The sequence below is a fragment of the Paenibacillus motobuensis genome (assembly GCF_039521865.1).
Taxonomy (GTDB): domain Bacteria; phylum Bacillota; class Bacilli; order Paenibacillales; family Paenibacillaceae; genus Fontibacillus; species Fontibacillus motobuensis.
Genome location: NZ_BAAACX010000028.1, coordinates 51,963 through 78,389, shown reverse-complemented (window position 1 = coordinate 78,389; position 26,427 = coordinate 51,963). Strand labels below are relative to the sequence as shown.

The 26,427-nt window shown below is 47.9% G+C and carries 25 protein-coding genes and 1 other annotated feature; of the genes, 1 reads left to right on the top strand and 24 read right to left on the bottom strand.

The window, feature by feature from the left end; genetic code table 11:
- Nucleotide 1: 1 nt before the first annotated feature.
- The 4 genes from pyrR to lspA all read right to left on the bottom strand — a co-directional run bounded on the left by pyrR (nt 2) and on the right by lspA (nt 4,080).
- Complete coding sequence (pyrR, locus tag ABD014_RS24245) at nt 2-547, bottom strand: bifunctional pyr operon transcriptional regulator/uracil phosphoribosyltransferase PyrR (RefSeq protein WP_343865755.1); 546 nt, start codon at nt 545-547, stop codon at nt 2-4.
- 462 nt (nt 548-1,009) lie between these two features.
- Complete coding sequence (locus ABD014_RS24240) at nt 1,010-2,263, bottom strand: LL-diaminopimelate aminotransferase (RefSeq protein WP_343865753.1); 1,254 nt, start codon at nt 2,261-2,263, stop codon at nt 1,010-1,012.
- A 381-nt stretch (nt 2,264-2,644) separates the two neighbouring features.
- Nucleotides 2,645-3,586, bottom strand: coding sequence for an RluA family pseudouridine synthase (locus ABD014_RS24235; protein WP_343865751.1), 942 nt, complete (start codon nt 3,584-3,586; stop codon nt 2,645-2,647).
- Nucleotides 3,583-4,080: a signal peptidase II gene (gene lspA, locus ABD014_RS24230; RefSeq protein ID WP_343865748.1), complete on the bottom strand. Its 498-nt coding sequence runs from the start codon at nt 4,078-4,080 to the stop codon at nt 3,583-3,585. The genes ABD014_RS24235 and lspA overlap by 4 nt, the downstream gene beginning before the upstream one ends.
- Nucleotides 4,081-4,283: 203 nt before the next feature.
- Between lspA and ABD014_RS24225 the strand changes: the two genes are divergently transcribed.
- A complete protein-coding gene (locus ABD014_RS24225) occupies nt 4,284-5,015 on the top strand; it encodes a TraR/DksA C4-type zinc finger protein (RefSeq protein WP_343865746.1) in 732 nt (243 codons plus the stop codon).
- Here the strand turns inward: ABD014_RS24225 and ABD014_RS24220 are convergent.
- From ABD014_RS24220 to murD, 20 genes are all read right to left on the bottom strand, one after another.
- A complete protein-coding gene (locus ABD014_RS24220; protein WP_251413227.1) occupies nt 5,002-5,310 on the bottom strand; it encodes a DUF5665 domain-containing protein in 309 nt (102 codons plus the stop codon). The genes ABD014_RS24225 and ABD014_RS24220 overlap by 14 nt on opposite strands.
- Before the next feature lie 420 nt (nt 5,311-5,730).
- Entirely contained in the window at nt 5,731-8,823 is a 3,093-nt protein-coding gene (ileS, locus tag ABD014_RS24215; RefSeq protein ID WP_343865743.1) for an isoleucine--tRNA ligase, read from the bottom strand.
- Nucleotides 8,824-8,873: 50 nt separating this feature from the next.
- Nucleotides 8,874-9,154 (bottom strand) — a binding site (T-box leader).
- A gap of 109 nt (nt 9,155-9,263) precedes the next feature.
- Nucleotides 9,264-9,794, bottom strand: coding sequence for a DivIVA domain-containing protein (locus ABD014_RS24210; RefSeq protein WP_343865741.1), 531 nt, complete (start codon nt 9,792-9,794; stop codon nt 9,264-9,266).
- 131 nt (nt 9,795-9,925) lie between these two features.
- Nucleotides 9,926-10,708, bottom strand: coding sequence for a YlmH family RNA-binding protein (locus ABD014_RS24205; RefSeq protein ID WP_343865739.1), 783 nt, complete (start codon nt 10,706-10,708; stop codon nt 9,926-9,928).
- A gap of 8 nt (nt 10,709-10,716) precedes the next feature.
- Nucleotides 10,717-10,995, bottom strand: coding sequence for a YggT family protein (locus tag ABD014_RS24200; protein ID WP_082790169.1), 279 nt, complete (start codon nt 10,993-10,995; stop codon nt 10,717-10,719).
- Between the two features lie 7 nt (nt 10,996-11,002).
- Entirely contained in the window at nt 11,003-11,455 is a 453-nt protein-coding gene (locus ABD014_RS24195; protein ID WP_068782034.1) for a cell division protein SepF, read from the bottom strand.
- Nucleotides 11,455-12,147, bottom strand: a complete 693-nt coding sequence (locus tag ABD014_RS24190) for a YggS family pyridoxal phosphate-dependent enzyme (protein WP_343865736.1) — start codon at nt 12,145-12,147, stop codon at nt 11,455-11,457. The genes ABD014_RS24195 and ABD014_RS24190 overlap by 1 nt, the downstream gene beginning before the upstream one ends.
- A gap of 7 nt (nt 12,148-12,154) precedes the next feature.
- The gene (pgeF, locus tag ABD014_RS24185; RefSeq protein ID WP_343865932.1) at nt 12,155-13,006 is read right to left on the bottom strand and encodes a peptidoglycan editing factor PgeF; all 852 of its coding nucleotides are present in this window, start codon (nt 13,004-13,006) and stop codon (nt 12,155-12,157) included.
- A 131-nt stretch (nt 13,007-13,137) separates the two neighbouring features.
- Nucleotides 13,138-13,473 (bottom strand): YlmC/YmxH family sporulation protein, encoded by a 336-nt coding sequence (locus tag ABD014_RS24180; RefSeq protein ID WP_068782037.1) that lies wholly within the window; start codon nt 13,471-13,473, stop codon nt 13,138-13,140.
- Between the two features lie 149 nt (nt 13,474-13,622).
- A complete protein-coding gene (sigG, locus tag ABD014_RS24175; protein WP_068782038.1) occupies nt 13,623-14,405 on the bottom strand; it encodes an RNA polymerase sporulation sigma factor SigG in 783 nt (260 codons plus the stop codon).
- Nucleotides 14,406-14,512: 107 nt separating this feature from the next.
- A complete protein-coding gene (gene sigE / locus ABD014_RS24170) occupies nt 14,513-15,235 on the bottom strand; it encodes an RNA polymerase sporulation sigma factor SigE (RefSeq protein WP_068782039.1) in 723 nt (240 codons plus the stop codon).
- Nucleotides 15,236-15,266: 31 nt separating this feature from the next.
- Nucleotides 15,267-16,253, bottom strand: a complete 987-nt coding sequence (gene spoIIGA, locus ABD014_RS24165) for a sigma-E processing peptidase SpoIIGA (protein WP_343865930.1) — start codon at nt 16,251-16,253, stop codon at nt 15,267-15,269.
- A 321-nt stretch (nt 16,254-16,574) separates the two neighbouring features.
- Nucleotides 16,575-17,684, bottom strand: a complete 1,110-nt coding sequence (gene ftsZ / locus ABD014_RS24160; protein ID WP_343865733.1) for a cell division protein FtsZ — start codon at nt 17,682-17,684, stop codon at nt 16,575-16,577.
- A gap of 56 nt (nt 17,685-17,740) precedes the next feature.
- Nucleotides 17,741-18,991 (bottom strand): cell division protein FtsA, encoded by a 1,251-nt coding sequence (gene ftsA, locus ABD014_RS24155; protein WP_343865731.1) that lies wholly within the window; start codon nt 18,989-18,991, stop codon nt 17,741-17,743.
- A 257-nt stretch (nt 18,992-19,248) separates the two neighbouring features.
- On the bottom strand, nt 19,249-20,016 hold the full coding sequence (locus ABD014_RS24150) for a cell division protein FtsQ/DivIB (RefSeq protein WP_379339555.1): 768 nt from the start codon (nt 20,014-20,016) through the stop codon (nt 19,249-19,251).
- 170 nt (nt 20,017-20,186) lie between these two features.
- Nucleotides 20,187-21,467, bottom strand: coding sequence for a UDP-N-acetylglucosamine 1-carboxyvinyltransferase (murA, locus tag ABD014_RS24145; protein ID WP_343865726.1), 1,281 nt, complete (start codon nt 21,465-21,467; stop codon nt 20,187-20,189).
- Nucleotides 21,468-21,483: 16 nt separating this feature from the next.
- Nucleotides 21,484-22,389, bottom strand: coding sequence for a UDP-N-acetylmuramate dehydrogenase (gene murB / locus ABD014_RS24140; protein ID WP_343865928.1), 906 nt, complete (start codon nt 22,387-22,389; stop codon nt 21,484-21,486).
- A gap of 342 nt (nt 22,390-22,731) precedes the next feature.
- Complete coding sequence (gene murG, locus ABD014_RS24135) at nt 22,732-23,850, bottom strand: undecaprenyldiphospho-muramoylpentapeptide beta-N-acetylglucosaminyltransferase (RefSeq protein ID WP_251412498.1); 1,119 nt, start codon at nt 23,848-23,850, stop codon at nt 22,732-22,734.
- A gap of 4 nt (nt 23,851-23,854) precedes the next feature.
- Nucleotides 23,855-24,952 (bottom strand): stage V sporulation protein E, encoded by a 1,098-nt coding sequence (gene spoVE, locus ABD014_RS24130; protein WP_343865723.1) that lies wholly within the window; start codon nt 24,950-24,952, stop codon nt 23,855-23,857.
- A 49-nt stretch (nt 24,953-25,001) separates the two neighbouring features.
- Complete coding sequence (murD, locus tag ABD014_RS24125; RefSeq protein ID WP_343865721.1) at nt 25,002-26,426, bottom strand: UDP-N-acetylmuramoyl-L-alanine--D-glutamate ligase; 1,425 nt, start codon at nt 26,424-26,426, stop codon at nt 25,002-25,004.
- Nucleotide 26,427: the final 1 nt, after the last annotated feature.

Sequence of the window (26,427 nt, the reverse complement as noted above, 5' to 3'; positions counted from 1 at the left end):
TTTAGTGTCCTCCCCGTTGCTGCGAAATTCTGACTTCGTCGCTTCCGTCGTTCTCCTGCAAGAGCACCTCAATCTCTTCGGCTCTCGAGGTCGGTACGTTCTTACCGATATAATCCGGACGAATGGGGAGTTCACGATGCCCACGGTCAGCTAGAACTGCTAACTGAATGGCTTCTGGTCGTCCGCAATCCATAATTGCGTCCATCGCCGCCCGTATCGTACGACCCGTGTACAGAACATCATCAATCAGGATGACAACCTTCCCGTGAATGGAAACTGGGAAATTAGCTTTCTCTGTTCCTCTCTCTTCGTTGGAACGATCATCCCGGTAAGAGGTCACATCCAGCTCAACCCAAGGGATGGAGACACCTTCGATATTCTCCAACCGCTCAGCCAACCGCTTAGCCAGGAATACCCCACGGGTCTTGATTCCAGCTAATACACAATTCTCAATTCCTTTGTTACGTTCGATAATCTCATGGGCGATTCTCGTCAGCGCCCGTCTGATCGCTGTTTCATCCATAATGACATGGCTTTCTACTTCCATCTCAAATGCCTCCTCGGGATTAAATTAATCCGGTTCCGTGAAAGGCGCATAAAAAAACTCCTTGCCTGGATCAGGCAAGGAGTCTCTTGGCCACAGTAAATAACCATGACTGTCATAAGGATCCCGGACATAATCACTAGATACTAGTGTGCCCAGTTATTCCCTTCACGTTACCTTGCCAGTCTCACGGGACTGAATTAAAGGTGCTATTTCGTTCATAGGAATTATGACAGATTGCGACTTCTGTGTCAAGATAACCTGCCTTGAAAAACAAGGTTTTCGGCCGAGAAATTTTCAGCCCTATCCCTGCTGGAGTGAGATGTGATTTACTGGTTATAAATATACATTATATTTAATATTTATTCAATATGATTTTTCCTCTCTATATCAATAAATAAAGCGCCACTCCCCCAAAATGAAGGAATGGCGCTTATCGTACATATTATTTCTCCTATATATTTCTCAAAATTGAAACTTCACTTCACTCAAACGTCGTTTGATCTCAGCAATGACAGACTGCTCCTTCTCAAACCCGTGAGCTTCAAAAGTGACCGAGAATCGGACATAATGTCCTGCATCATCCCATGGCACCGTGGAGATTAACTTCTCCCGAATCAAATACTGAGAGAAGTCCTCCGCCGATTCAAATCTCGGACCGCCCTCAACGCCCTTCGGAATCGCAACATAAAGGAAGAAGGAACCTTTCGGCTTCTCGGCTCTGAATCCTAGCTCATTAAGCGCAGCTACCAAAAGATTATGGCGTCTTGAATATTTGGCGGCGATGGCTTCCGTAATCTCCGGGTGGGCCAAACCGTAGGCAGCAGCCTTCTGAATAGCGATAAATTGCCCTGAATCGTTGTTATCCTTTACGTCGCTGAATGCTTTGACGATTAATGGATTACCCGCCACAAAACCGATTCGCCAGCCGGTCATATTATACGATTTCGAGAGTGAATGCAGTTCAATACCTACATCCTTCGCTCCAGGCACAGATAAGAAACTGAGCGGTCGTATACCATCATAAGTTAATGCTGCATAAGGCGCATCGTGAATGACAACTACATTATATTTATGAGCCCAAGCGATGACCTCAGTGAAGAATTCCACAGAAGCACATGCTCCGGTTGGATTGTTAGGATAATTCAAGTAGAGCAGCTTGGCCTTTAAGGCGATATCCTCCGGGATCGCATCCAGATCAGGCAGAAAATGATTTTCCTCTGTTAGAGGTACGGTATACACGCTTCCGCCCAAATATTGCGTATGAGTTCCAAGAACCGGATAACCTGGTACCGTCATAATCGTAATATCACCAGGATTAATGAAGCAGGTCGGCAGCATGGCCAATGCTGGCTTGGAGCCGATGGAATGGACAATCTCAGTCGTTGGGTCTATTCCTTCAACCTGAAATACTTCCTGCAAATAACGGGCGGCAGCGGTTTTAAAATCTGCGATGCCATTGTCAGCATATCCCCGATTCTCCGGCTTGCCTGCTTCTTCCACCAGCTTAGCTACAATAGCGCTATCAGCCATATCATCCGGCTCGCCTACGCCCATATCGATTAACTCCAGCTCAGGCCGTTCTTTCTTCGCTGCAGCCTTTGCCCGCTTTATTTTCTCAAATTTATAAATAGCTGTATCTTTACCATAGTTCGCCCCACCGATACGCTCTGCGAACTGCTGTTGGATATAAGTCTCTTGATACATCTCTATACTCATCGCTTCTCCATCTCCTTATGAACATCCGTTCCAGTCCATATTTATTAACTGCTGCACCGCATCGCATAACAGAATGCATTGACCTAGCACTATTAAATATGCTGTAAAACGCGACTCAAGAGAATGGATTAATCACCGGATCGTTTGTACTTTTTGGCTTAATAGAACCGTCTAATCAATACCTGGGATACGGACTTCTATGGAATTCGTCCCCATTATCTTGTGTCCATCCTTCTCGGTAGAGCCTACCTCCACATTTATCCAATCATAGCACAGTGACATGACTTATAGAGGAGACAAAAAAACAGCACCTTCAGCCTAGGATCTAATGACCCATAATTGAAGATACTGTTTCATTATTCATAAAATTCTACTGTGAACTCAGCGGCTACGGAGCGATTGCAGCAACATTTCCATATCATCAGGAATCGGAGCTGTAAACTCGATATATTGTCCGCTGGAAGGATGAATGAATCCAAGAACGGCGGCGTGAAGAGCTTGTCCATCCATCTTGATTCCTTTGCTGCGCCCGTACATAGGATCACCTACCATAGGATGGCCGATGAATTTCATATGAACCCGAATTTGATGCGTCCGCCCGGTCTCCAGCTTAAGCTCAACCAGCGTGTAGTCACCAAATCGTTCCACCACATGAAAATGCGTTACTGCCTGCTTGCTGTTCTTCTCAATCACCGTGTACATCTTGCGATCATGAGGATCACGTCCAATCGGGGCATCAATCGTGCCTTGATCATGACTCAGGTTGCCATGGACCAAAGCATAATATTTGCGCGTAACAGAATGCTCCTTCAACTGAGCGGCTAATGAAGCGTGTGCTTTATCATTCTTAGCTGCCATTAACAGACCGGAAGTGTCCTTATCAATCCGATGGACAATCCCCGGACGAATCTCGCCATTGATACCCGATAAGTCCTTGCAATGGAACATCAAGGCATTAACCAGCGTCCCTGAAGAATGACCTGGAGCTGGATGCACAACCATACCCCGCGGCTTATTTACCACGATAACATCCGCGTCTTCATAGTACACATCGAGCGGTATATCCTCAGGAATGATCTCTGCGGATTCCGCCTCAGGAATAGTCAGCGTCACCTGATCTCCCGTATTTACTTTATAATTCGCTTTTACAGATTCGCCATTCACAAGGATATGCCCATCCTCAATCCATAACTGGATCGTACTGCGTGAATACTCTTCTCCAAGCTGCTCTTTGACAAACTTATCGATCCTGTTCTTCTCAGTCGCTTCCCAAGTATACGACTGAAGCTCAGAATCGGTCCATTCTTGCTTTTCCAAATTCATAGCTGTTCCTCTTGCTCCTGACCTGTACTTGATGCATGCTTCTCTCTGCGGATGTCAAGCAAGGAATCAAGCACAATGAGAATAACACCGATCACTATGCATGAATCCGCAATATTAAAGATCGGAAATGTATACGAACCAAAATTTAACTGCAAAAAATCGACAACCTCGCCACTAACCGCACGGTCCAGGAAATTCCCGACTGCGCCGCCAAGAACCAGCGAGAGTGCGATAGACAACATTTTCTTGCTTGTACGTCTGATTTTCTGCAAATACCAGATGATACCCACAACCACAACTACAGTAATCACGATAAAGAACCAGCGCTGCTCCTGGAGAATGCCAAATGCTGCGCCACGATTACGGCTCGACGTAATGAGGAAGAAGTTGCCGATTACCGGAATCTGCTCACCGATTATTAATTGAGTAGCGATTAAATACTTCGTTCCTTGATCAATTAGAAACGCAACCAATGCGATCAAAAAATAAATCACGCGGGAATTCACCTCATTTTTTCTTTTCCCTGCTGAATTACCGGCAGGATTCACCACATGCAAGACCTGTCTATTGTAGCATAGCAAGAGGAAAACCGTCCATGTGCGAAAGGATTTTCCTCAGGTAAAACACTGCGGTTTTGCGCAAAATATCGTTATGACGAATTCTCTAATGACCTTGCCTCGAGAAAGGAGTTAGCACTATGTCTCATTTATCCAAGCAGCAACTCATTGAGCTAAGAACCAAATTGAACGAATCTCTGCATGAAATCAAGAATCGGTTGAGTGATAATAACCACTATGGACTTGAGGATTCTCTCCGTGATACTACGAATGAACTCTCAACCGTGGACAATCACCCGGGTGATCTCGGTACAGAGGTATACGAACGCGGTAAGGATCTAGCTCTTATCGAACATAATGAGCTGCAATTAACCCGTATTGAGGCTGCTTTGCAAAAAATGGACGATGGAACTTATGGACTCTGCTCCACTTGCGGCAAGCCGATCAGCTTCGAACGCCTAAGGGCTATTCCTGAGACCGCTTATTGTAAAGAGCACAGCCCGCAAACCTTCCATTCAGTAGCTCGTCCTGTTGAAGAACAGTTCCTATATCCTCCGTTCGGTAGAAGCAGTCTGGATGAGCACGAATATAACGGATTTGACGGCGAAGACGCTTGGCAGATTGTTGAGAGCTTCGGAAGCTCTAATACCCCTGCTATGGCAGAAGGTACGGATATATCGGATTATAACGATATGGAGATTGAAGCCTCGACGGAGCTGGACGGATTTGTTGAACCGCTGGAGAGCTTCATCGCCACCGATATTTATGGCGAAAATGTCTGCTTCTATCGTAGCAAGCGCTGGAAACAATCGATGGAAGCAGGCGATTATGTGGATGATGATGAATTAGAAGGCGGTCCTAATACGTATTAAGCTCAAGCTGGCGTTGAACAATCCGGACAATATCGGCGATATAATCTCCGATAATCGGTAAATTCAATGCACCTAACACCTGCAAAACATAAATAATCGTCGCCGCAAAAAAAGTAAACCCTATCGCGATTCCAACACCACGTGCCGTTCCTGACAGTATATTCAGCCAAATCAGCCGCCATGGTCGATTCAGCAGCTCGGTATATTGAGCAATCCGTGATCTTTCCAACTGCTGTGTCCATTTTAAGGTCAAACGATACATCTCGTTCATCTGTTCCTCGGGTGTCTCCGGCATCGTATTTAACTGAGCCGGGTCTTCAACTTCTGTTGTTTTCTCCGGGCTGACATTTGGCTTTCTTTTACGCCGAATCATTCCGGGCACCTCCGTTACACGTAGAAACGAGCCTGGGTATTGCCTTGAGCACCCCAAGCTCGTTCTTTGGGTTATTTGTTATTATAGCCTAAGTGGAAGTTCAAAATTCCGCTTTTGATCACGAAGTGAACCAAGAAGGAATCTCGACTTCGAATCTTGAATTCAGCCGGGGCCTAAGCATATGCTTACGAAGTTATGTTTCCTCCGGAAACATCTCAAGTGCTCTCGTACCAACTACGTACGCTCCGCTCTTCACCCCCTAGCTTCATTCAACCTTCTCGGTGCTGAAAACCGGACTTTTGAACCTTTATTGGAACAGGAAGTATGTTTCACTTTTGATGTTTAGGCTTCGATGTGAATTCCAATGGTCTTCGTGCCAAGTTCAATCGTCTCCGAACCAGCCGGCTTGCCGAACGACACATCGGTGATCAATACATTTTCACGAAGCACATGTTCAAAAGCGACGATCGCTGCCTTCAGCTCATCATCCACATCCAGCGTCAGATGAACTCTCTTCTCAATCGGCAGGTCAAGCTTCTTCCGTGTATCCTGTACAGCACGCACAACCTCACGTACCCATCCCTCTTGCTCGAGCTCTGATGTAATGTCGGTATTGAGCGCCACGGTTAAGCCATAGCCTGACGCAGAGGCAAAGCCTGATTTAGCTTGTTTCTCAACTAGCAATTCCTCAGAAGTAATATGAAGCTCCTCACCTTCAGGTGAAGTAATATTCATATAACCATCCGTAACGATCTGACGCGTCTGATCAGCAGCCAGGTTCTTGAGATGATTCTGCAGGAAGCCAATGTTCTTGCCATATTTCTTGCCGGCAACGCGGAGATTCATCTTAAGCGTAAAGTCAACAAATCCACTATCGCTATGCTCTACTTCAATCTGCTTCACATTGATCTCATCTTTGATGATCTCTTCGTACTCTTCAAGCGCGAAGTCACGATTCATAGAGACAATCAAGCTGGAGAGCGGCTGACGCGTCTTGATGCCCGTCTCATTACGGACGTTACGAGCCAACTCGACGATCTGCCGCGCTGTCTCCATATCCTGCTCCAGCGCCTCGTCGATCATCGCTTCGTCACAAACCGGATAATCGGCAAGATGTACACTCTCTCCACCACCCAGATTCGTAAAGATGTCCTCGGCCAGCATCGGTGTGAACGGAGCCATCAGCTTAGACAAGGTCAACAACACATGAGTCAAAGTCTGATAAGCCGACAGTTTGTCTTCCCCGAGTCCGCTGCCCCAGAAACGATCGCGTGAGCGGCGGATGTACCAGTTACTAAGCTCATCGATGAAATTTTCAATCGCTTTTGACGTATTCACAAAATCGTTAACGGCAACACCTTTATCAACGAGACGAATCAAGCTGTTCAGTCTGGACAGGATCCAGCGATCCAACTTGTTGCTGGAAGGACGGTAAGGGTGTTCTTCTGGCTTGTATCCATCAATACCAGCATAAAGGGTCAGGAACGCATGCGTGTTAACGAGCGTATCCACCACTTTAGATTTGGATTCAGCTACAATCCCTTTGGAGAAACGCTTATTATTCCATGGTGCGCTATCAGACAGCAGCGACCAGCGGAAGGCATCTGTCCCCAGCTCATTAATGATCTCCCAAGGGTTAATAACATTCCCCTTCGATTTCGACATCTTCAAGCCGTTCTCATCGAGAACAAGACCTGTAGCGATAACCGATTTGTACGGCGCCTTACCGGTGAACAAGGTTGACACGGCCAACAAGCTGTAGAACCAGCCACGTGTCTGGTCAATCCCTTCACAGATCATGTCTGCCGGGAACTGGCTAGCGAATGTATCCTCATTTTCAAACGGATAATGATGCTGGGCAAATGGCATGGAGCCGCTATCGAACCAAACGTCGATAACTTCCGATGTCCGTTCCATAACACCGCCTTGACAATGCGGACAGCTTACCTTCACTTCATCCACATATGGCTTATGAAGCTCCAGATTCTCGCTAACTTGACCCACTGCATGAGCACGCAGTTCAGCAAGACTATGCGGAGCAAATTGACCGCCACAATCCGGGCAGACCCAGACATTCAGCGGTGTTCCCCAATAGCGGTTGCGGCTGATATTCCAATCCACCAATTCCTCGAGGAATTTGCCGAAGCGCCCGTCTCGGATATGCTCAGGATACCATTGTACCGTGTTGTTATTGGCGATCAACTGATCTTTGACCGCGGTCGTCTCAATGAACCAGCTCTCCATCGCATAATAGAGCAAAGGGGATTTACAGCGCCAGCAGAACGGGTAGCTGTGCTCGTACTTCTCCTTGCTGTAGAGCAGCCCTTTCTCTGACAGGGTCTTGACGATATCAAGATCACAATCCTTAACGAAGCGTCCGGCGAAGTCGCTCACTGTATCTGTGTAACGTCCCTGACCGTTCACTACACTAACGAAGCTAATTCCGTTCTCACGGCAGGTCCGATAGTCATCCTCGCCGTGAGCGGGAGCCATGTGGACGATACCTGTACCGCTCGTATCGGTAACATAAGAAGCACCGACGATGACATTGATTTTGTCAGCCTGAATATAAGAAAATGGCGGTGTATAGGTTTTCCCCACCAAATCGCTTCCCATAAGGCTCGATACAATACTGTAGTCCCCTTTCATGACTTTCTCTACGAGGTTCTTGGCAACGATATATACTCCATCCTCTTGCTTAACCCGTACATATTCCATCTCGGGATTAACCGCCAGAGCGACGTGCGCCGGCAGAGTCCATGGCGTTGTTGTCCAAGCAAGCACATATTCGTCGCTGTCATCCAGCTTGAATTTGGCTGTGGCGCTCAAATCCTTCACATCCTCATAGCCCTGGGCTACTTCATGAGAGCTGAGTGTCGTCTGACAGCAAGGGCAGTAAGGGCTGACGCGATGTCCCCGGTAGAGCAAGCCTTTCTCATGAATTGTGGCCAGGATGTTCCACACGCTCTCGATATAGTTATTTTCCAGCGTAATGTATGGATGATCCAGATCGGTCCAATAAGCGATAGCTTCGGTAAATTCGCGCCATTGCTTCTCATAGCCAAATACGCTGTCCTTACATTTCTTCACGAATTCCTCGACGCCGTATTTCTCGATCTCCTGCTTGCCGGAAATGCCAAGCTCCTTCTCCACGCCAAGCTCGACCGGTAGTCCGTGTGTATCCCAGCCCGCTTTACGAACGACGCGGTATCCCTTCATCGTCTGATATCTGCCAATAAAGTCTTTGATTACCCGTCCGAGCACATGACCAATATGCGGCAGTCCATTTGCGGTTGGAGGTCCTTCGAACAACACATAGTTCGGGCGGTCAGCACGATTCTCGATACTCCGCTTGAACGTATCCTCCTTCGTCCACTTATTCAAGATGCGCAAATCGCGATTGCGCGCTCCTTCTTTGACATCTACTTTTTGCATCGTAATATTTCTTCCCTTCTTCATGGAAAATAAAAAAAGCCCCGCCCCTAAAAAGGGACGAGACTCTAACTCGCGTTACCACCCTTGTTCCATATCGCCAACGTTCGCACGAATTACTTCCTGCGCCCAGGCCATATGACACTCAGCTCCATACATTCATATGGGTTCGGTATAACGGCCGACCGCCGGCAAAGGCTTACTTCTTAAATTCAACTTCAGCCTTGCTTCTCCGGGAGGATATTCCGCCTGCGTCCTGAACATTGGCTCTCAGCATACGCCAACTCTCTGCAGATCAAATACGCAACGTACTTGTTCCCATCATCAAATGTCTGATTCAATTAGTGTGCAGCAGCTGCACAATATGATATTATATATAACTTATTGTCATTCGGATGTCAACCTGCAAGCGTACAGGATAGGCAGATCCAATTGAACGACTCCTAGTAGATTTCCTTTGCTTCACGTTCACGCTCTCGTTCGCGTTCACCTTCATACGTACGTTCCAGCTCGCGAGTCTCTAGCGTATCCCAGCCGTCCCCACTTAACAGATCGAGCTGAGCTTCTACCAGTGTGCGGAACCTTGCCCGATAGATGGAGGCCTGCTTCTTCAGCTCCTCTACTTCCATTGCGATCTTGCGAGACTTCGCCAATGCTTCATTCACGATCCGGTCAGCATTCTTCTCCGCTTCCTTAACAATAAGCTGCGATTCCTTCTTGGCATTGTTCTTAACCTCATCGGCAGCTTCCTGGGCGACGATAATCGTCTTGCTCAGCGTTTCCTCGATATTGGCAAAATGATCAAGCTTATCTTGCATCGAGAGCAGCTGATTTTGAAGCTCTTTATTCTCTCTGATTACAATTTCATAATCTTTAATGACCTGATCCAGAAATTCATTAACTTCATCCTCATCATAACCGCGAATCCGTCTGGAAAACTCCTTATTATGTATATCCAGCGGTGTTAATGGCATAACCGCACCTCCTATAAAATTCGATTCCTTCCTCTTCGGAAGGATACTTGCTTTATATAATATACAATCGGACAAATCATTTTCTGGGTTTAGATAATTTCGACAGCAATCCCCGATCTCCTGCTGGAGATTCACACAAATTTGCCAATTTTCACACGAAGTCTGCCTTTTTTTGTCACTCCGTCCGCCTCCAATACTTTGAAACGGCCAAATCCTTGCAGCGCGACAATATCACCGGCCTTTAACGGAGCCGAAGGATCCTCCTCGGTCTTCCAGTTCACCCGGCAGCGGCCAGCTTTGATCGGCACCAGTATTTTGCTACGACTCAAACGGAATACATCACTGGCGATTCCATCGAGGCGCAATGAGGCGACGGTTAGATCCATCTCCTGCAGTTCAGCATTCACGGGCCTTAGTGCTGACAACTCCATCACTTCAGTCATAACTTCAATCCGGTGTACCTGGCGCAAATGAAGATCAAGATAGTCGGCGATCTCTTCCGTTACGACGACTTGGCAGCCGTCTTCATGCACTTGGATATCACCGATTTTATCGCGCTTAAGTCCCAGACCGAGAATAGCGCCTAAGTAATCACCATGCTGCAGGGTTATGAATTTCTGATCACCCGAAGTGATGTTAAGCACCTTCATCTTCATCGGCTCATGATCCAGCTCCCTATAGTCAGGAGCGATGAACGCGCGGCACCTCTCCGCGCCTTCATACCCGCCATCTATCCGCACAGCGACATCAGGATGGCGATTGGCCAATGACTCCAATATAAAACATTGCCGCGGATCCAAAAAGCCAGTAAGCTTGACTTCATGGTATTCCCCGGCATTAACGACCCATTCGGAAGCGCGATCGACAAATTGACGCTCCTCTGGCTTGAAATGCTCATAAACTTCCATCCTCATTGGCGCCACTACCCAACGAACACATAGTTGAGTACACTGGTCAGTCCTACGGCTGCCAGACGAAGCACAAATAGCGCAACAATCGGCGAAATGTCAATCATCCCCATAATAGGCGGAATGAATCTGCGGAAAGGAGCCAGGAACGGCTCTACTAATTTTCCTAACAATTCACCGATAAAGCTATCACGAGCATTCGGAAGCCAGGACATTAAAATGTACACAAAAATCATAGTGAAATAAATATTATACGCTATCCATACAACGTTATTGATTGCTACTGAAGACAAGCTGTCATCACCTCGTTATTCTGTTATAGTCTATTTCCTCAGATAGTATCTCAGTAATCGCTCCCTGAATCTCAACAGTATCTGGCGTACATAAGAAAATATTGCCGCCTATCTTCGAAATGCTGCCGCTCAAGGCATAGATTGTACCACTGAGAAAATCGATGATCCGCATGGCCTGATCGTTACGGACGCGCTGCAAATTGACAACGACAGAGCGGTGAGACCGCAAATGATCGGCAATTTCCTGGGCCTCGTCATAGGATCTTGGTTCGTATAGCACCATTTTTACATTTTTCTGTGAATGGATGCTTACCACGTTATTTCCTCTCTGATTCTTACGGGTTTCAAAGCTGGGGGTTTCATACTCAGGCTCTTCCAACTGAGAAATTCCTTCGCGTTCCACAATTTCTTCTTCTTCCTGGAGTCCTAAGAAATTCATGAATCGGTTCATAACTCCCATTAATTTTCCTCTCCTTTCCCCACTAAAATAGTACCGAGGCGTACCCAGGTTGCTCCCTCTTCAATCGCTATTTCAAAATCACCTGACATTCCCATGGATAGTTCAGTCAGCGGCTCACGTGTAACCTTCTTAGCATTGAGCTCATCGCGCAATTCACGAAGCCTGCGGAATACGGGCCGGGTCAGTTCCGGATCTTCCTCAATAGGAGCCATCGTCATAAGCCCTATGACCTTAACGTGACTATATCTTTCCATTTCCTGTAGAAAAGCCTCGACCTCTCCGGGTTCAAGCCCCTGCTTGGTAGATTCTCCTGATACATTAACTTGTACAAAAGCGAGCACTTCTACGCCGCTTGCTGCCGCCCGCTTGTCCATTTCCTCTGCCAGCGAAATCCGGTCCAAGGAATGGATATATTTAAATTTACCTACGACATCCTTAACCTTTCTGCTTTGCAGGTGGCCGATAAAATGCCATGTTCCCCGGCCATGCAGTGCTTCCCATTTAGGTATCGCATTCTGCGGACGATTCTCTCCAATATGGAGAATCCCCTGGTCAAGCACGGTTTGCGTCATCTCAACTGACACATATTTGGTTACGGCGACGATGTTTACGTCATTGCGGTTGTGTCCACTGCGGTCGCAAGCCGCCTGAATGCGTTCTTCTACATGCTGTATCCGATCTTGAAGTGACAAGAAAGGATCACCTCTCTTTCATGCCAATCCAACTCGCCATTCTCCCCGTTACCCCTTGATCCTTGCGATAAGAGAAGAATTTATCATGATGACAACTCGTACACCATGATGTACATTCGATATGAGTCGGCAATATTCCTGCTTTTATCATAATAATTCGATTCAATTCTTTCAAGTTCAGCATGAACTTTCCTTCATTTTGCGATGTTTGGGCCACATCTGTAATCAATCCGGACGCCCCGATCTCTCCAAGTGTCTCCATGACCCTGGCCATTACCACGTCATCAACTTCGTAACAGCATTCCCCAATGCTAGGACCAATAGCCGTATGAATATGGTCCGGAGCAGAGCCGAACTCACTCTTCATCGTACCGATCACTGCTTCAGCGATACGCAGAACGGTTCCCTTCCAACCTGCGTGGGCAAGAGCCACAACCCGCTTGACCGGATCGAGAAAGTATAATGGGACACAGTCCGCATAGAAAGAAGTCAATAGAATTCTAGGAACATTTGTAACGAGTCCGTCACAATCCTGTAAGGCACCTGCCATGTCCAGATATCCCTTCCCACGCTCCTCTGCGCCCACCACTACCACTCGATTCCCATGCACCTGCTGTCCACAGGTCCAAGATTCCGCTTCAAATCCAAGCGATTCGGCAAGTAATCTTCGGTTCTGCAGGACCGCCTCCGGATCATCGTTAACGTGAAAGGCCAAATTAAGACTATCATAAGGGGCTTTGCTTACCCCGCCTTGTCTGCCGCTAAAGCCCACGCTCAAGTCAGGCATCATAAGCTGCCAGGAATGGAGCACGTATCGCTCTGGCTGCTGTCCATTATCGTTCCTAATATATGGTTCCATCATTCATCCCCTCACATGAACATATTAGAGGTTATTCAAAAAGTCCGCTAGCCTTTTTGAAACACGCACTATTAGACTATTACAGTGTAACATAATTAGACACCCCCGGGCTCAAAACAAAGCCGCAGCGGTTAGCTGCGGCGCTCGGCTCTTCCGTCCCGTTCGATATAGACGGTTGTCTCATACTGCTGTTGAACTTTCGGCTCTCGCAATTCGTCCATTTTCACCAATACGACATCTGCCCCGATCTTGACGATGTTCTTCCACGGAATAACAAGATCGGCACCCCCTCCGAATATGCCCATGAACTTCGTGTTGACAGGGATTACGATCGCCTCAATAATTCCCTGGCGAAGATCAAGCTCCAGATCACTAATATGACCAAGTCTCTTCCCGTCAATCACATTGATAACTTCCTTCGTCTGGAAGTCCGATATCTTCATACTCGCCCTCACTACATTCTCCATAATGCCTGCGCCCCCTCGCCACAGCCTCTCGCTCCTATATCATATGACTGGGACGTGTAGAAAAGCACTGTCTTAACGATGTACAAGCTGCAAAATAGAAAAGACCCCTGTTCAACAACAGGGGTCTGGATCTTCTTACATAAGTTAGGCTAAGACTTTACATGCTTCTGCATTTGTAAGATAGCGGATTTCTCAAGTCTGGATACTTGGGCCTGCGAGATACCGATCTCATCAGCTACCTCCATCTGCGTCTTGCCTTCGAAGAAGCGCATTGACAGAATCATCTTCTCACGATTGCCAAGCCGCTGCATCGCTTCGCGTAGGGCAATCTCCTCAATCCATGATACATCCTTGTTCCGGTCATCACTAATCTGGTCCATTACATAGATCGGATCGCCTCCGTCATGATAGATAGGCTCGAACAAAGAGACGGGATCCTGAATCGCATCAAGCGCAAACACAACATCTTCCTTAGGCAATCCGAGCGCTTCGGATATTTCAAATATCGTTGGTTCCCGAGAGTTCTGGTTCGTTAGGCTGTCCCGCATCTGCAGCGCCTTGTAGGCAATGTCACGCAGGCTGCGCGATACACGGATCGGATTGTTGTCGCGTAGATAGCGGCGAATCTCTCCGATAATCATCGGCACAGCATAGGTTGAAAATTTGACGTTCTGCGATAGATCAAAATTATCGATGGCTTTCATAAGTCCGATGCAGCCGACTTGAAACAGATCGTCTACATACTCCCCCCGATTATTGAAACGTTGGATGACACTCAGCACGAGTCTGAGGTTGCCATTCACTAACTTTTCTCTGGCTGATCTTACGTGATCCTGCTGTAAAGAATGGAACAATTCACGCATTTCCGCGTTGGTTAGAACGGGTAATTTTGCGGTATCAACGCCGCAAATCTCGACTTTGTTACGGGTCATCGTGTCTTACCTCCCAAGGAGAAACATTAATGATAAGTATCTCCTTGGACTGTATTTTTATTCCTCCTTCAAGAGGACAAGCTTAGCCCGGGGATGCCCCTCTTGAGCTATACCATTTTGTTGAATTCCTTACGCAGCCGCTTAATAATACGCTTCTCCAGTCTCGAAATATATGACTGGGAGATGCCCAGAAGATCAGCAACATCCTTCTGCGTCTTCTCATCACCATCTACCAGGCCGAATCTCAGCTCCATAATCATTCTCTCCCGGTCGCTTAGCTTATCAAGCGCCTTATGCAGCAGCTTGCGGTCAACTTGTTCTTCAATATTGCGATAGATCGTATCATTTTCCGTACCGAGCACATCCGACAGGAGCAGTTCGTTGCCGTCCCAGTCGATATTCAGGGGCTCATCAAAAGACACCTCCGTACGGATCTTGCTATTGCGGCGCAAATACATCAATATTTCATTCTCAATGCAACGTGAGGCATAGGTAGCTAGCTTAATCTTCTTCTCTGGATCAAACGTATTTACCGCTTTTATTAATCCAATCGCCCCGATCGAGACGAGATCTTCAATGTTAATACCTGTATTCTCAAACTTCCTGGCGATGTAGACAACAAGCCGCAAGTTACGTTCGATCAACATCGATCTAATTGCCGAGTCCCCTGAAGGGAGACGTTCCAATAAGTACTCCTCTTCCTCACGCGTCAATGGAGGTGGCAGAGCTTCACTTCCGCCGATATAATAGATTTCTTCACTCTTGAGTCCTAGTATAAATAGCATTCGATAGTACTGCAGCTGCAAGATCAACTTCCACTTTACACGCATGCTCCTGATCCTCCCATGTACCGTTCCTGTTTTAGCCGGCAGAATTCGTTCTCAATTCATCCGGTCCTGCCGCCTTAACCGGACTTTCATCGCTCTGCTTGCCCTCCGTTAGTGCCGGATGAATGATCGCCCGGTACACCCCGTCTGAAGATAGAACTCCTCCATCAAGACCAATGAGAACCCGGGTCGTTATGACCTTGTTCCCCTCTGTAATTACACATACTTCATCCGGCTTCAATGCGATCATGAACTGTGTTCCTTTGCCAACTGCACGATAAGGAATAAGACGCAATCGATCACGCCATAGGAACGCTTCTTCATCGCTCCAAGTGAGAATGAGGTTGTCCGCATTCTCCATACTCCATCTGCTGCCAGATGTATCCGGCAAATATTGTTCCCAGAGTGATGCTTCCATCACCATAACCGGCAGACGACTAAATGGGTCATTAAGCTGGTTACCGGTATCGATCAATCCTGTACAATGAATCGTAGTATCATCAATTCGTACAGAGACTTCTGCCAGACAGGTATCGATCCGTTCCAATCTACGGCGTGCGGACATCACTCCTCGGAACCACAGCAACACCGCAATGAAGGCGATAATCATGAATAATGTTCCTACCTTCAGCGAGAAGCTAAGCCCGCCTGAGGTGGAGTACCAGATCCCATTGAACACCTCACTATAGCTTTGCAGCAAATAGTGAATTCCCAATATTCCCCCGGCTGCTACGAAGTTGACCATGTAGAAAGCCCCCAAATTTCGCAAATAGGATTGCAAACTTTTGAAACCGAAGGCGATCCATAGCATAGCGACTGAGAATAGAAATTTCACCAGGAAGGTATAGAGAAATGATAGTTCCGGCAAGAACATCATAACGACATAAGCAGCCCCAAATGCAGCCGAAGCCGCGAGCCGCCAGAGCACCATTTTTTGTTTTCTCATCCAGGCAGTAACGAGAAGCAGACTCGCATCGATCAGCAGATTGAGCAAAAATATTAAATCGATGTATACAACCAGCCCCGTTCACCTGCCCATTACCCTTACTAGAGGTAGTAGTTCATATAGTCCTCTTTAGACTATGAGGTAAGTCAGGAAGTGCAGTAATGTACAATCAGAAGCTGTAATGAGCACCTCCGACACGTAGATGGTTAACAGTATATAGTCATCTATCTGTGAAGTCTGTCTAAAATTGAATGAAAGTTCGCACTAATTTTGTCGAGCCCATCGATCCGCTAGATTTTGCCGCGACACAGCAATAAACGAGAAGAAAAAATAAAAAGACCTTATCCACTTTAAAAAGGGATAAGGTCTTTGGGGAAGACTTATTGTTCAGGTTAGCTACTCCTTGCGGGAGCGATTGCGGAGAAAAGTCGGAATATCCAATTGATCCGAGCTATTCTGATGTCCGAATGGACGGAGCGCATTGTTCGAACGGCTCTCCTGTACCTCAGAGACATTGCCGGTCGGATTCACACGTGCAGGATTCGCAGAAGGTTTGCTCTCGAAGCCTGTCGCGATAACCGTGACTTTGATCTCTTCCTTCAAGTTCTCATCAATGATAGCACCAAAGATCAAATTCACTTCCGGATCTGAAACAGCGTATACGATCTCGGCCGCTTCATTGACTTCATACAGGGATAGGTTGGAACCGCCTGTAATATTCATAATTACGCCGCGGGCGCCTTCGATAGAAGTTTCTAGCAGCGGGCTCATAATTGCCTTACGCGCAGCTTCTGCAGCACGGTTCTCGCCTGTAGCCAGACCGATACCCATAAGTGCCGACCCACGCTCGGTCATAATCGTCTTCACGTCAGCAAAGTCGAGGTTGATCAAGCCTGGTACTGCGATTAAGTCAGAGATGCCTTGCACCGCTTGGCGAAGTACATTATCGGCCTCGCGGAATGCTTCCAGCATTGGAGTCTTCTTATCAACTATCTCGAGTAGGCGATCGTTCGGAATCACGATTAGCGTATCTACCTTCTCTTTCAGAGCTTCAATCCCCGCTTCAGCATGCGACAAACGCTTACGTCCTTCAAAAGTGAACGGACGGGTCACAACGCCGACTGTCAGTGCGCCGCACTCCTTGGCAATCTCAGCAATAACAGGAGCAGCACCAGTACCGGTACCGCCACCCATACCAGCCGTAACAAACACCAAATCGGCACCCTTCAAAGTATTAGAGATTAAATCACGGGATTCTTCAGCAGCCTTCTTGCCCACTTCTGGATTGGCGCCAGCACCAAGACCGCGTGTCAACTTATCACCAATTTGCAGTTTATGTTCGGATTTGGCCAAGTGCAAGGCCTGGGCATCTGTATTCACAGTAATGAATTCTACGCCCTGCACTCCATTCTCGATCATTCGGTTCACAGCGTTGCTTCCGCCACCGCCTACACCGATGACTTTAATTTGAGCCAAGCTCTCCATTTCAAAATCAAATTCTAACATACTCTTCCATCTCCCCCTCATTGTGCATGGATGGCTCGTCCATTCCTCAGAACCAATTATATGAATTCACTAAATAGGTTTTTCAAACGTTCCATAATCCCTGTCTTCCGTGTCGCTTCCTGCGCAGATACAGGTTTAGTTCGGTTTGTAACTTTCTTAGGGCTTGCATTGCTGCGAACGCGAATATTCTTGATGACTTTATAGAGAATCCCGACACCACCCGTAAATCCTGGATCCCGAACACCGATATAATCGGGTACAGCAATCCGCACAGAGGTCGACAATTCGTCCTGAGCAACCTTTAGTAAGCCTGGCATCGATGATGTGCCACCCGTAAGAATGTATCCTCCGGGCATATCGCTATATCCGAGTCGCCTTACTTCATCACGAATTAACTGAAAAATTTCTTGCACCCTAGGTTCGGCAATCGCGGCAAGATCCTCCTGCGTAAATTCCTTATCCACATTACTGCCGATCCTGGTTACTTTAAATGTGATGTCCGGCGCGGCATCTTCAATCGAGGCACAACCGTACTTCAGCTTAACCTTCTCCGCCTGATCCGTCAGTGTACGGAGTCCGTAAGCAATATCATTCGTTATAAATTCTCCCCCAATCGGAAGCGTGGATGTCGCAACGATCGTGCCGCCTTCAAACACAGCAATCGTTGTGGACCCGGCACCAATGTCCACCAGCACAGAGCCCATCGTTTTCTCGTCTTTGGATAAAGCAAGTTGACCGGCTCCCAGGGATAGTAATACCAGATCGTGAATTTTCAGTCCCGCCTTCTCGACACAGCGAAGCAAGTTATGTATCGCCGTCTTGCTCCCAGTAATGATCGTAGCTTCTACCTCGAGGCGAACACCAATCATTCCACGTGGATCCTTAATCCCTTCCAGACCGTCAACTACATATTGCTTGGCGACCACATCGATAATCTCCCGCTCCGGCGGCAAAGCAATCACTTCCGCTGCCTTAAGAACACGTTCAATATCTTCCTCACCGATTTCCCGGTCTTCATTTTGTACGGCTACTACTCCATGGCTCGTTTGGAGTCCGATATGGTTACCCGAAATGCCGACGTATACTTCTGATATTTGAATACCTACCATCCGTTCCGCGTGATCCACAGCACTGCGAATCGATTGTACGGTCTGGTCAATATCTACAATCGCACCTTTGCGAATACCTTCCGAGTCGGCAGATCCAACCCCAATAATATTAAAGGATCCATTATTAATTTCCCCTATAATAGCACGAACTTTGGATGTACCGATGTCCAAACTAACAATGATGTCATTGTTGCTCAAGCCCTTGGCACCTCCTATTTCCAAATAAATATAATAGCATTAAAAATATACTCTCTAAATAATTCAACGTCAGTTAACCTTTCCCTCTTTTTTCTACAAATTTTTTAATCTCCAAGTTTTACATGAAGGCGATAAGCATATCCACCTATACAAATACTATACACGGGACTTATCGCGATCGCCAATTATGCAAAAAACATGAAGAAAAAAGAAGGAGAAAGGAAACTTGTCCATAAAATGTATTTTACCATTGATCGTCACTGATGAGTAGTATCATTTTCACTACTGTCCTGGCTTGCATCCTGGCTGTAAGGCACATAGGAATCGGCCTCCAGCATCGTTAATGTCCCTGGATCCTGAACTTCCAGAATCATATTCATATATTCAACCTTAGCAGGCAGTAGCGAGATCGCAGATATCACCTCAAAATGAGATCTGGTATAGATTTTGATTCGGTCAGGATAGGACAATGTTGGCGAAGGCGTGATCTCGGAAATATCCGAAGTCAGCGAATCTGGAATTTGAGCCAATGCCGTGCACAGCTTACCTAGATTAGGATCATCGGACTTCCATCCGGTCAGAATCGGCTTCTCCATCGGCATAGTCCCGTTCTTCAGTTCGATAACCGTTCCATTCGCCAAGAACCCCTTGAGCGAGCCATCCGAAGTTAATTGATAGGCGGCCAGAGGGTATTCTTTGATCGTGATCGTTACTGATCCGGGGAACGACTTCTTAACCGTAGCCGTCTCGACTGATGGAAGCTTGGCGAGCCTTGCTTCAATCTTGTCAGAGCTTGTCCCGAAGAAGGGCTCACCAATCTCAAGACCGCTGATACTCAGCATCTCTTTCTCAGTTGCAAATATATTGCCTTGAAACTTAATGTCCGAGATTTTACTTAATGAGGAGCGAAAAAAAAGGACGCATAGTATGGCAATAAATAATAAAATGAGAATCACCATAATTTTACGGCTGCTTTTCTTTTTCGATCTTGGCTCCTTAAGAATAGGCACATTTACTTTTAATATCATATTTTCTTTCTCCGTAAAATACTATTCTTACTATAAACATAATTTCAATACTACCATAAGCGCATGTTCCAAAATGCTGACACTTTCAATTACTTGTTCAAAGACCCGTTTCCAGCTCCAAAGCCTTATATCCCCTCCACGGGAGGGGAATCCAGGCACCAAATCTATTAAGCTAGGTCCAATTGTTTCAGCGCGGTATTTTCCCGGCGCATAACGCCCCCCAGCCGCCCAAACATCTGCTCAATGTGTTCGTATCCACGATCGATATGATGAATCTGTTCCACCACGGTCTTGCCGTGAGCGGCAAGACCGGCAATGACCAATGCGGCACCTGCCCGCAAATCAGTCGCTTCCACTGTCGCTCCGTACAATCTAGGTACACCGCGTATGAAGGCCGTATTCAAATCAACCGAAATATCGGCTCCCATCCGCACCAATTCATCGACATGCCTGAGCCTGCCTTCGAAGACCGTCTCTTTCATCAGGCTAAGCCCATCCGCAAGAGACAGCAGCACCATCACCTGGGACTGAAGATCAGTCGGAAAAGAAGGATAGGGAGAAGTAATAATCTTCTCAACTGCTTTGGGCCTTCCATTGCTGCTCACGGATATTATATCATTGTCTGTACCTATTTGAACACCAGAGCGGCGCAGCACATGAATCAGAGACGTTAGATGAGCAGGATTGCTATGTGTCACCGTTATGCTTCCCCGTGTTGCCGCCGCCGCGATTAACGCGGTTCCTGCGACAATCCGGTCAGGAATAATCTCATACTCGCAGGGTTCGAGGGAAGCTACCCCCTGAATCGTTATCGTGTCTGTTCCGGCGCCGATAATGTTAGCCCCCATCATATTCAAGAAGCGCTGCAGATCCTGAATTTCAGGCTCACGTGCAGCATTGGTAATAACGGTTGTTCCTTCAGCAAGCGCAGCGGCCATCATAATATTCTCTGTCGCCCCGACGCTGGGGAAGTCCAGATGAATATCATTGCCGATCAGCCTGGTGGCCCTGCACCATATTTGATGATCATTCTCTTCAATTTTTGCTCCGAGCGCCGCAAGTCCCCGTAAATGCAAATCTATCTTTCTTTCCCCGATCGCACAACCACCTGGCTGATAGATGCAAACCTCTCCGAACCGAGCCAGCAAAGGACCCATGAGGAAAATAGACGATCTCATTTGCTTCATCAAGTCCTCCGGCACATGGCTAGAATTGGCGCCACTGGTGTCAAGGATGATGGTATCACCTTGCTGAACTGCTACACATCCCAGTCGGCTCAGTATGCCGAGCATCACGTCAATATCGAGCAGACAAGGGACATTGCGAAGCTCCACCTGGCCCTCACACATCAGGCTGGCAGCCATTATAGGCAGTGCGGCATTTTTCGCTCCATGGATACGTATGGATCCCGACAAGGGCCTCCCGCCTTCGATCACCAATTTGTCCAATGTATCACCTCCGAGTTTACCGTTCGCCCACGAAGAATACCTCAGGCACCAAATGAACCCCATATTTCGAGGCGATGGTGTTCTTAATCTGCTCCATAAGCGAAAGAACGTCCTCTGCTGTTGCTTGCCCGGTATTGATGATGAAATTGGCATGCAGCCTAGATACTTCGGCCCCGCCTACTCGCAGTCCTTTTAATCCTGCCTCCTCAATCAACCTAGCGGAATAATCACCCGGCGGATTGCGGAACACACTGCCCGCGCACGGCTGCTGCAACGGCTGGGTCTTACGGCGACGGTCCTTATATGCAGCCATCGCGGCCGCAATTTCAAGACGGTCACCTTCCTTAAGCTCAAGGCAGGCACGTATGACAATGCCAGATTGCTCCTGCAATCTAGAATGGCGGTAAGAGAACCTCATATCCTCCGCATTGCAGGTAACCAATTCACCTGTCTCCAGAACAATTTCAGCGGATTTGAATATGCGTGACAAATCAGACCCGTGAGCGCCAGCGTTCATGTAGACAGCTCCCCCCACCGTGCCGGGAATGCCTCCTGCGAATTCCAGACCAGTCAAGCCCTGCTTGCCTGCCATAATACTTAATCTGACGAAGGAAGCACCGCCTCCGGCCCAAGCTTCATTGCCATTAAACCGGATCTCTTCGAATTCCTTCCCGAGCTTGATCACCGCGCCGCGGATGCCCTTGTCAGAGACAAGCATATTAGAGCCCTTACCGATCATCATCCAGGGAATTTGCTGCTGATGTAGTGCGGTCATAAGACGTGCCAGTTGTTCTGCATTTTCAGGAACGATCAGGGCATCTGCTGGACCCCCAATCTTCCATGTTGTGTATCTGGACATGGGTTCGTCCGGCAGGATCTCTCCGACATCAAGCTGCGATAACTCCCCCAACCATTGCTGCATCCTATAGTCCCCCTTTGATCCTGCACATGGGCCGACCTCATCGGCAACCCTGTCATCCCAGGCATATAAATTGCCTTGGGCACCAGACACTGCCTGCAGCCAAGCTGAACTTGCCAAGAACGCTCCCTCCTGTACGGTCGCATTAAGTGAGTGTTCAAAAAGTCCGGTTTTCAGCACCGAAAAGGTTGGATAAAGCAAGTGGACTTTTTGAACTTTCTTCTAACGATTGTCACGATGTATAGGGTATCTTATGCCTTCCTACCCTAGAGTGTGACAATCGCCCAGATTGCCGCTTACAGGCTCGTCTTGACTGGCTGCTACATTCGTACAAGGATCCCTATTCTAGGCTTTTGCTTGTTTGCTAGACAACCTCTTCATCTCAGCCACGATCAACTGTGCCGAATCCGGCTTGCCAAGACCACGCGAAGCGGCAGACATGGCTGTATGCAGGTTGGCATCCTGCATAATTCGCCGGATACCTTCAAACAGCCCTTGGCCGGTAAGCTCCGGCTCAAGGATCACTTCGGCCGCACCGGCTTTCTCCAATGATCTGGCATTCTTCTCCTGATGGTTGTTCGTCACATTCGGCGAAGGGATCAGAATGGAAGGTAAGCCGAGCGAAGTGATCTCAGCCAGGAAGGAAGCCCCGGCTCGGTTAACGATCAAGGAGGTTGCTGCAAGCACCTCAGGCATATTGTGAACATAAGGGAGAATCAGTAAATTACCAGGCAGACCGCCCAGCTTGCTCTCAATCGATTTCAGCGTTGGTTCGTAATAGTTGTTACCTGTTACATAGACGAAGGTGATGTCCGGCAAATTATTCAATTCCGTAGCCATTTGCACCATCGCCTCATTGATAGCTCTCGCCCCTTGACTGCCGCCAACAAGCACCACAATTGGACGGTCCTTAGACACGCCCAATGATTCATATCCTTTATTCTTATTCGCTGATACGACCGTAGTCGCACGTGGATTTCCTGTATAGATTACATGCTTGCTTCCTGGGAACAAGGACATCGATTCATCGAAGCTTACTGCAACTGTATCTACATACTTGCTCAAAAAGCGATTCGTTAATCCTGGAACTGCATTCTGCTCGTGGATCATTGACGGAATGCCCAGCTTCGCGGCCGCATATACGACCGGACCGCATACATATCCACCTGTACCGATCACAACGTCCGGTTTGAACTCACGCAGCATCTGCTTGGATTGTTGAACCCCTTTTAGGAATCGCATGACTGTCTTCACATTTTCAAAAGATAATTTACGGCGAAAGCCCGTGATCTCAATCGACTTAAAAGCGATATCCGCCTTCGGTACGATCGAACTCTCCAAACCTTTCTGTCCGCCGATATATAGAAATTCAGAGTTAGGCTCCTCTAGAGCACATTGATTAGCAACGGCAAGTGCCGGGTAGATATGTCCTCCCGTACCACCGCCGGTCAATACGACGCGCATACCTTCACCTCGCAAAACGGGATAAATTAAGTAAAATGCCTAGAGCTGTAAGCATTAAGGTCAACGATGAGCCTCCGTAGCTTATCAGCGGCAAAGTGATGCCTGTAACTGGCATAAGGCCGATTACTACACCGATATTAATAACAACCTGCACTCCTACCATACCAACGATCCCGACCGCTAGCAAACTTCCAAACGTATCATCAATCGTCATCGCGACTCTCATGCCGCGCCAGATTAGGATCAGGAATAACATCAGAACGAGTAGTCCACCGATGAAACCAAGCTCCTCCGCCAAGATCGAAAATATAAAGTCCGTCTGGGGCTCCGGTACATAGCTGTATTTCTGTCTGCTCATCCCTAAGCCCAAGCCAGCCAAGCCGCCGGGACCAATCGCGTACAGCGACTGAATAATCTGATAGCCCGCACCCAGAGGATCGGACCATGGATCAAGAAATGCCGTAATTCTTGCCAAACGGTAAGGTGCGGCCAGAATAAGTCCGACAAAGCCGATAGCGCCTACGGCTGCAAGTCCAGCCAGATGCTTAATTCTCGCGCCAGCCGTAAATACGATCAACATCGAGGCTCCCAGCATTACTGTACCGGTACCCAGGTCCGGCTGCAGCATAATCATGCCAAAGGCCAGACCAATGATGCCGAGCGGAGGCAGCAGGCCTCTCGTAAAATGAGTGATTCTATAATCCTCCTTACTGAGCCAATAGGACAGAAAGAGAATCATGCCAAGCTTCATAAATTCAGAGGGCTGAATACCGAACGAGCTAATGCCTAGCCAGCTTCTCGCTCCGCCCCTAACTACGCCAATTCCCGGAATCAATACGATGACCAGCAGGGCGAAGCAGACGATCAGCCCTATTTTTGCATATCTCTTCAGCAAGCGATAATCAAAGTTCATCGTAAAGAACATGGCCACCAGGCCAAGAACAGCAAATAAAGCCTGACGCTTCACAAAATAAAAGGAATCTCCGTAATCATGAAAACCGAGCACAGAGCCCGCGCTATATACCATTACAATTCCGATCGTCAGCAGGGACAAAATACTGGCTAGTAGCCAGAAATCCGGCGCCTTTCGGCTCTTATTCATCGTGGCAGCCACCTTTTTAAGGAAAGTAGGGGCTTTTCCACCCCCCTACTTAAAGGGTATGCACCGCCTCTTTAAAAATGCGTCCACGCTCTTCATAGGAACTGAACATATCCCAACTTGCACAAGCCGGCGATAATAGGACAATATCTCCAGGATTAGCGAGCTCTGCAGCCTGGGATATCGCCTTCCTCAGCGTGGAGGCGGCACTGTCAACATTATCGACAATGACGATATCGGTTAGACCTGCAAGCTGTGCGACCTTGGCTATTTTTTCCTTCGTTTGTCCAAGCGCAACCACCGCTTTTACGTTTTTCTCAAAGGACGGCAGCAGATCCATATAATCAGAGCCCCGATCAAGACCTCCGGCGATCAATACGATCGGCTTATTCAGGGCGCCAAGCGCCATGATCGTCGCTTTGCCATTCGTCGCTTTGGAGTTATTGTAATAGGTTACGCCATGCTTCACTTCCACAAATTCAAGTCGATGCTCTACGCCTTTGAATGCCCGCAAAGGCTCAGCAAGCAGCTCGGACTCCGCCCCAGCCGCTATGGAAGCGGCGATTGCAGCCAGCGCGTCCTCCACGTTGAAGCGGCCGGGCAAGCCGATCTCTTCCACGGCAATGATTGGGCTGATATGACCATCCATATCGCGATATACTACAGTCCGCTCCAATTCATCCTCGACTCCGGCAATATAAGAAGGCGTAACGAATACCCCCTCCGTTCTTAATTCCTCCGTCATCGAGAACGGAATCAATCTTGCCTTCAAGTGAGGGACCAACTCGCGACAGACGGGGTCATCCCAGTTTACGACAGCGATGTCGTCCGCTGTCTGATTGGCGAACAGCTTCGTCTTGGAAGCGACATAATCCTCCATTGAGCCATGATAATCAAGATGCGTCTCGGCCACATTAAGCAGCACACCCACTTTGGGCTTAAAGTCTTCGGTGCCCTTTAGCTGGAAGCTGCTAAGCTCAGCTACAAGCCAATCCTCTTCCGCAGCCTGCTCGGCAGCTTCACAGAGCGGAGTACCGATATTTCCCGCTACAATCGGATGTAGCCCAGCAGCATCCAGCATCTTGCCGATCCAGGTTGTTGTCGTCGTCTTTCCATTCGAACCGGTAATGCCGATGATCGGCGCTTGACTAAGATGATAGGCCACCTCTACCTCAGTTACCACATCGATACCGAGCTCCAGCGCCTGAACGACAGGCGGAGCGCTGTACGGGATGCCCGGGTTCTTCACCACGAGTTCCACGGATGGAGAGATTAATCCTTCTGGATGTCCTCCGCATACAACAGAAATTCCCAAAGCCTCTAGTTCAGAAGCTTCGGGACTCTCTTCTCGTGTCTTCCTATCATTTACTGTAACTATGGCTCCATAGTGATGGAGGGTCTTGGCAACCTGTACACCGCTTTTTGCCAAACCGAGGACGACAACTTGTCGTCCCCGATACTGTTCTGGATGATTCATC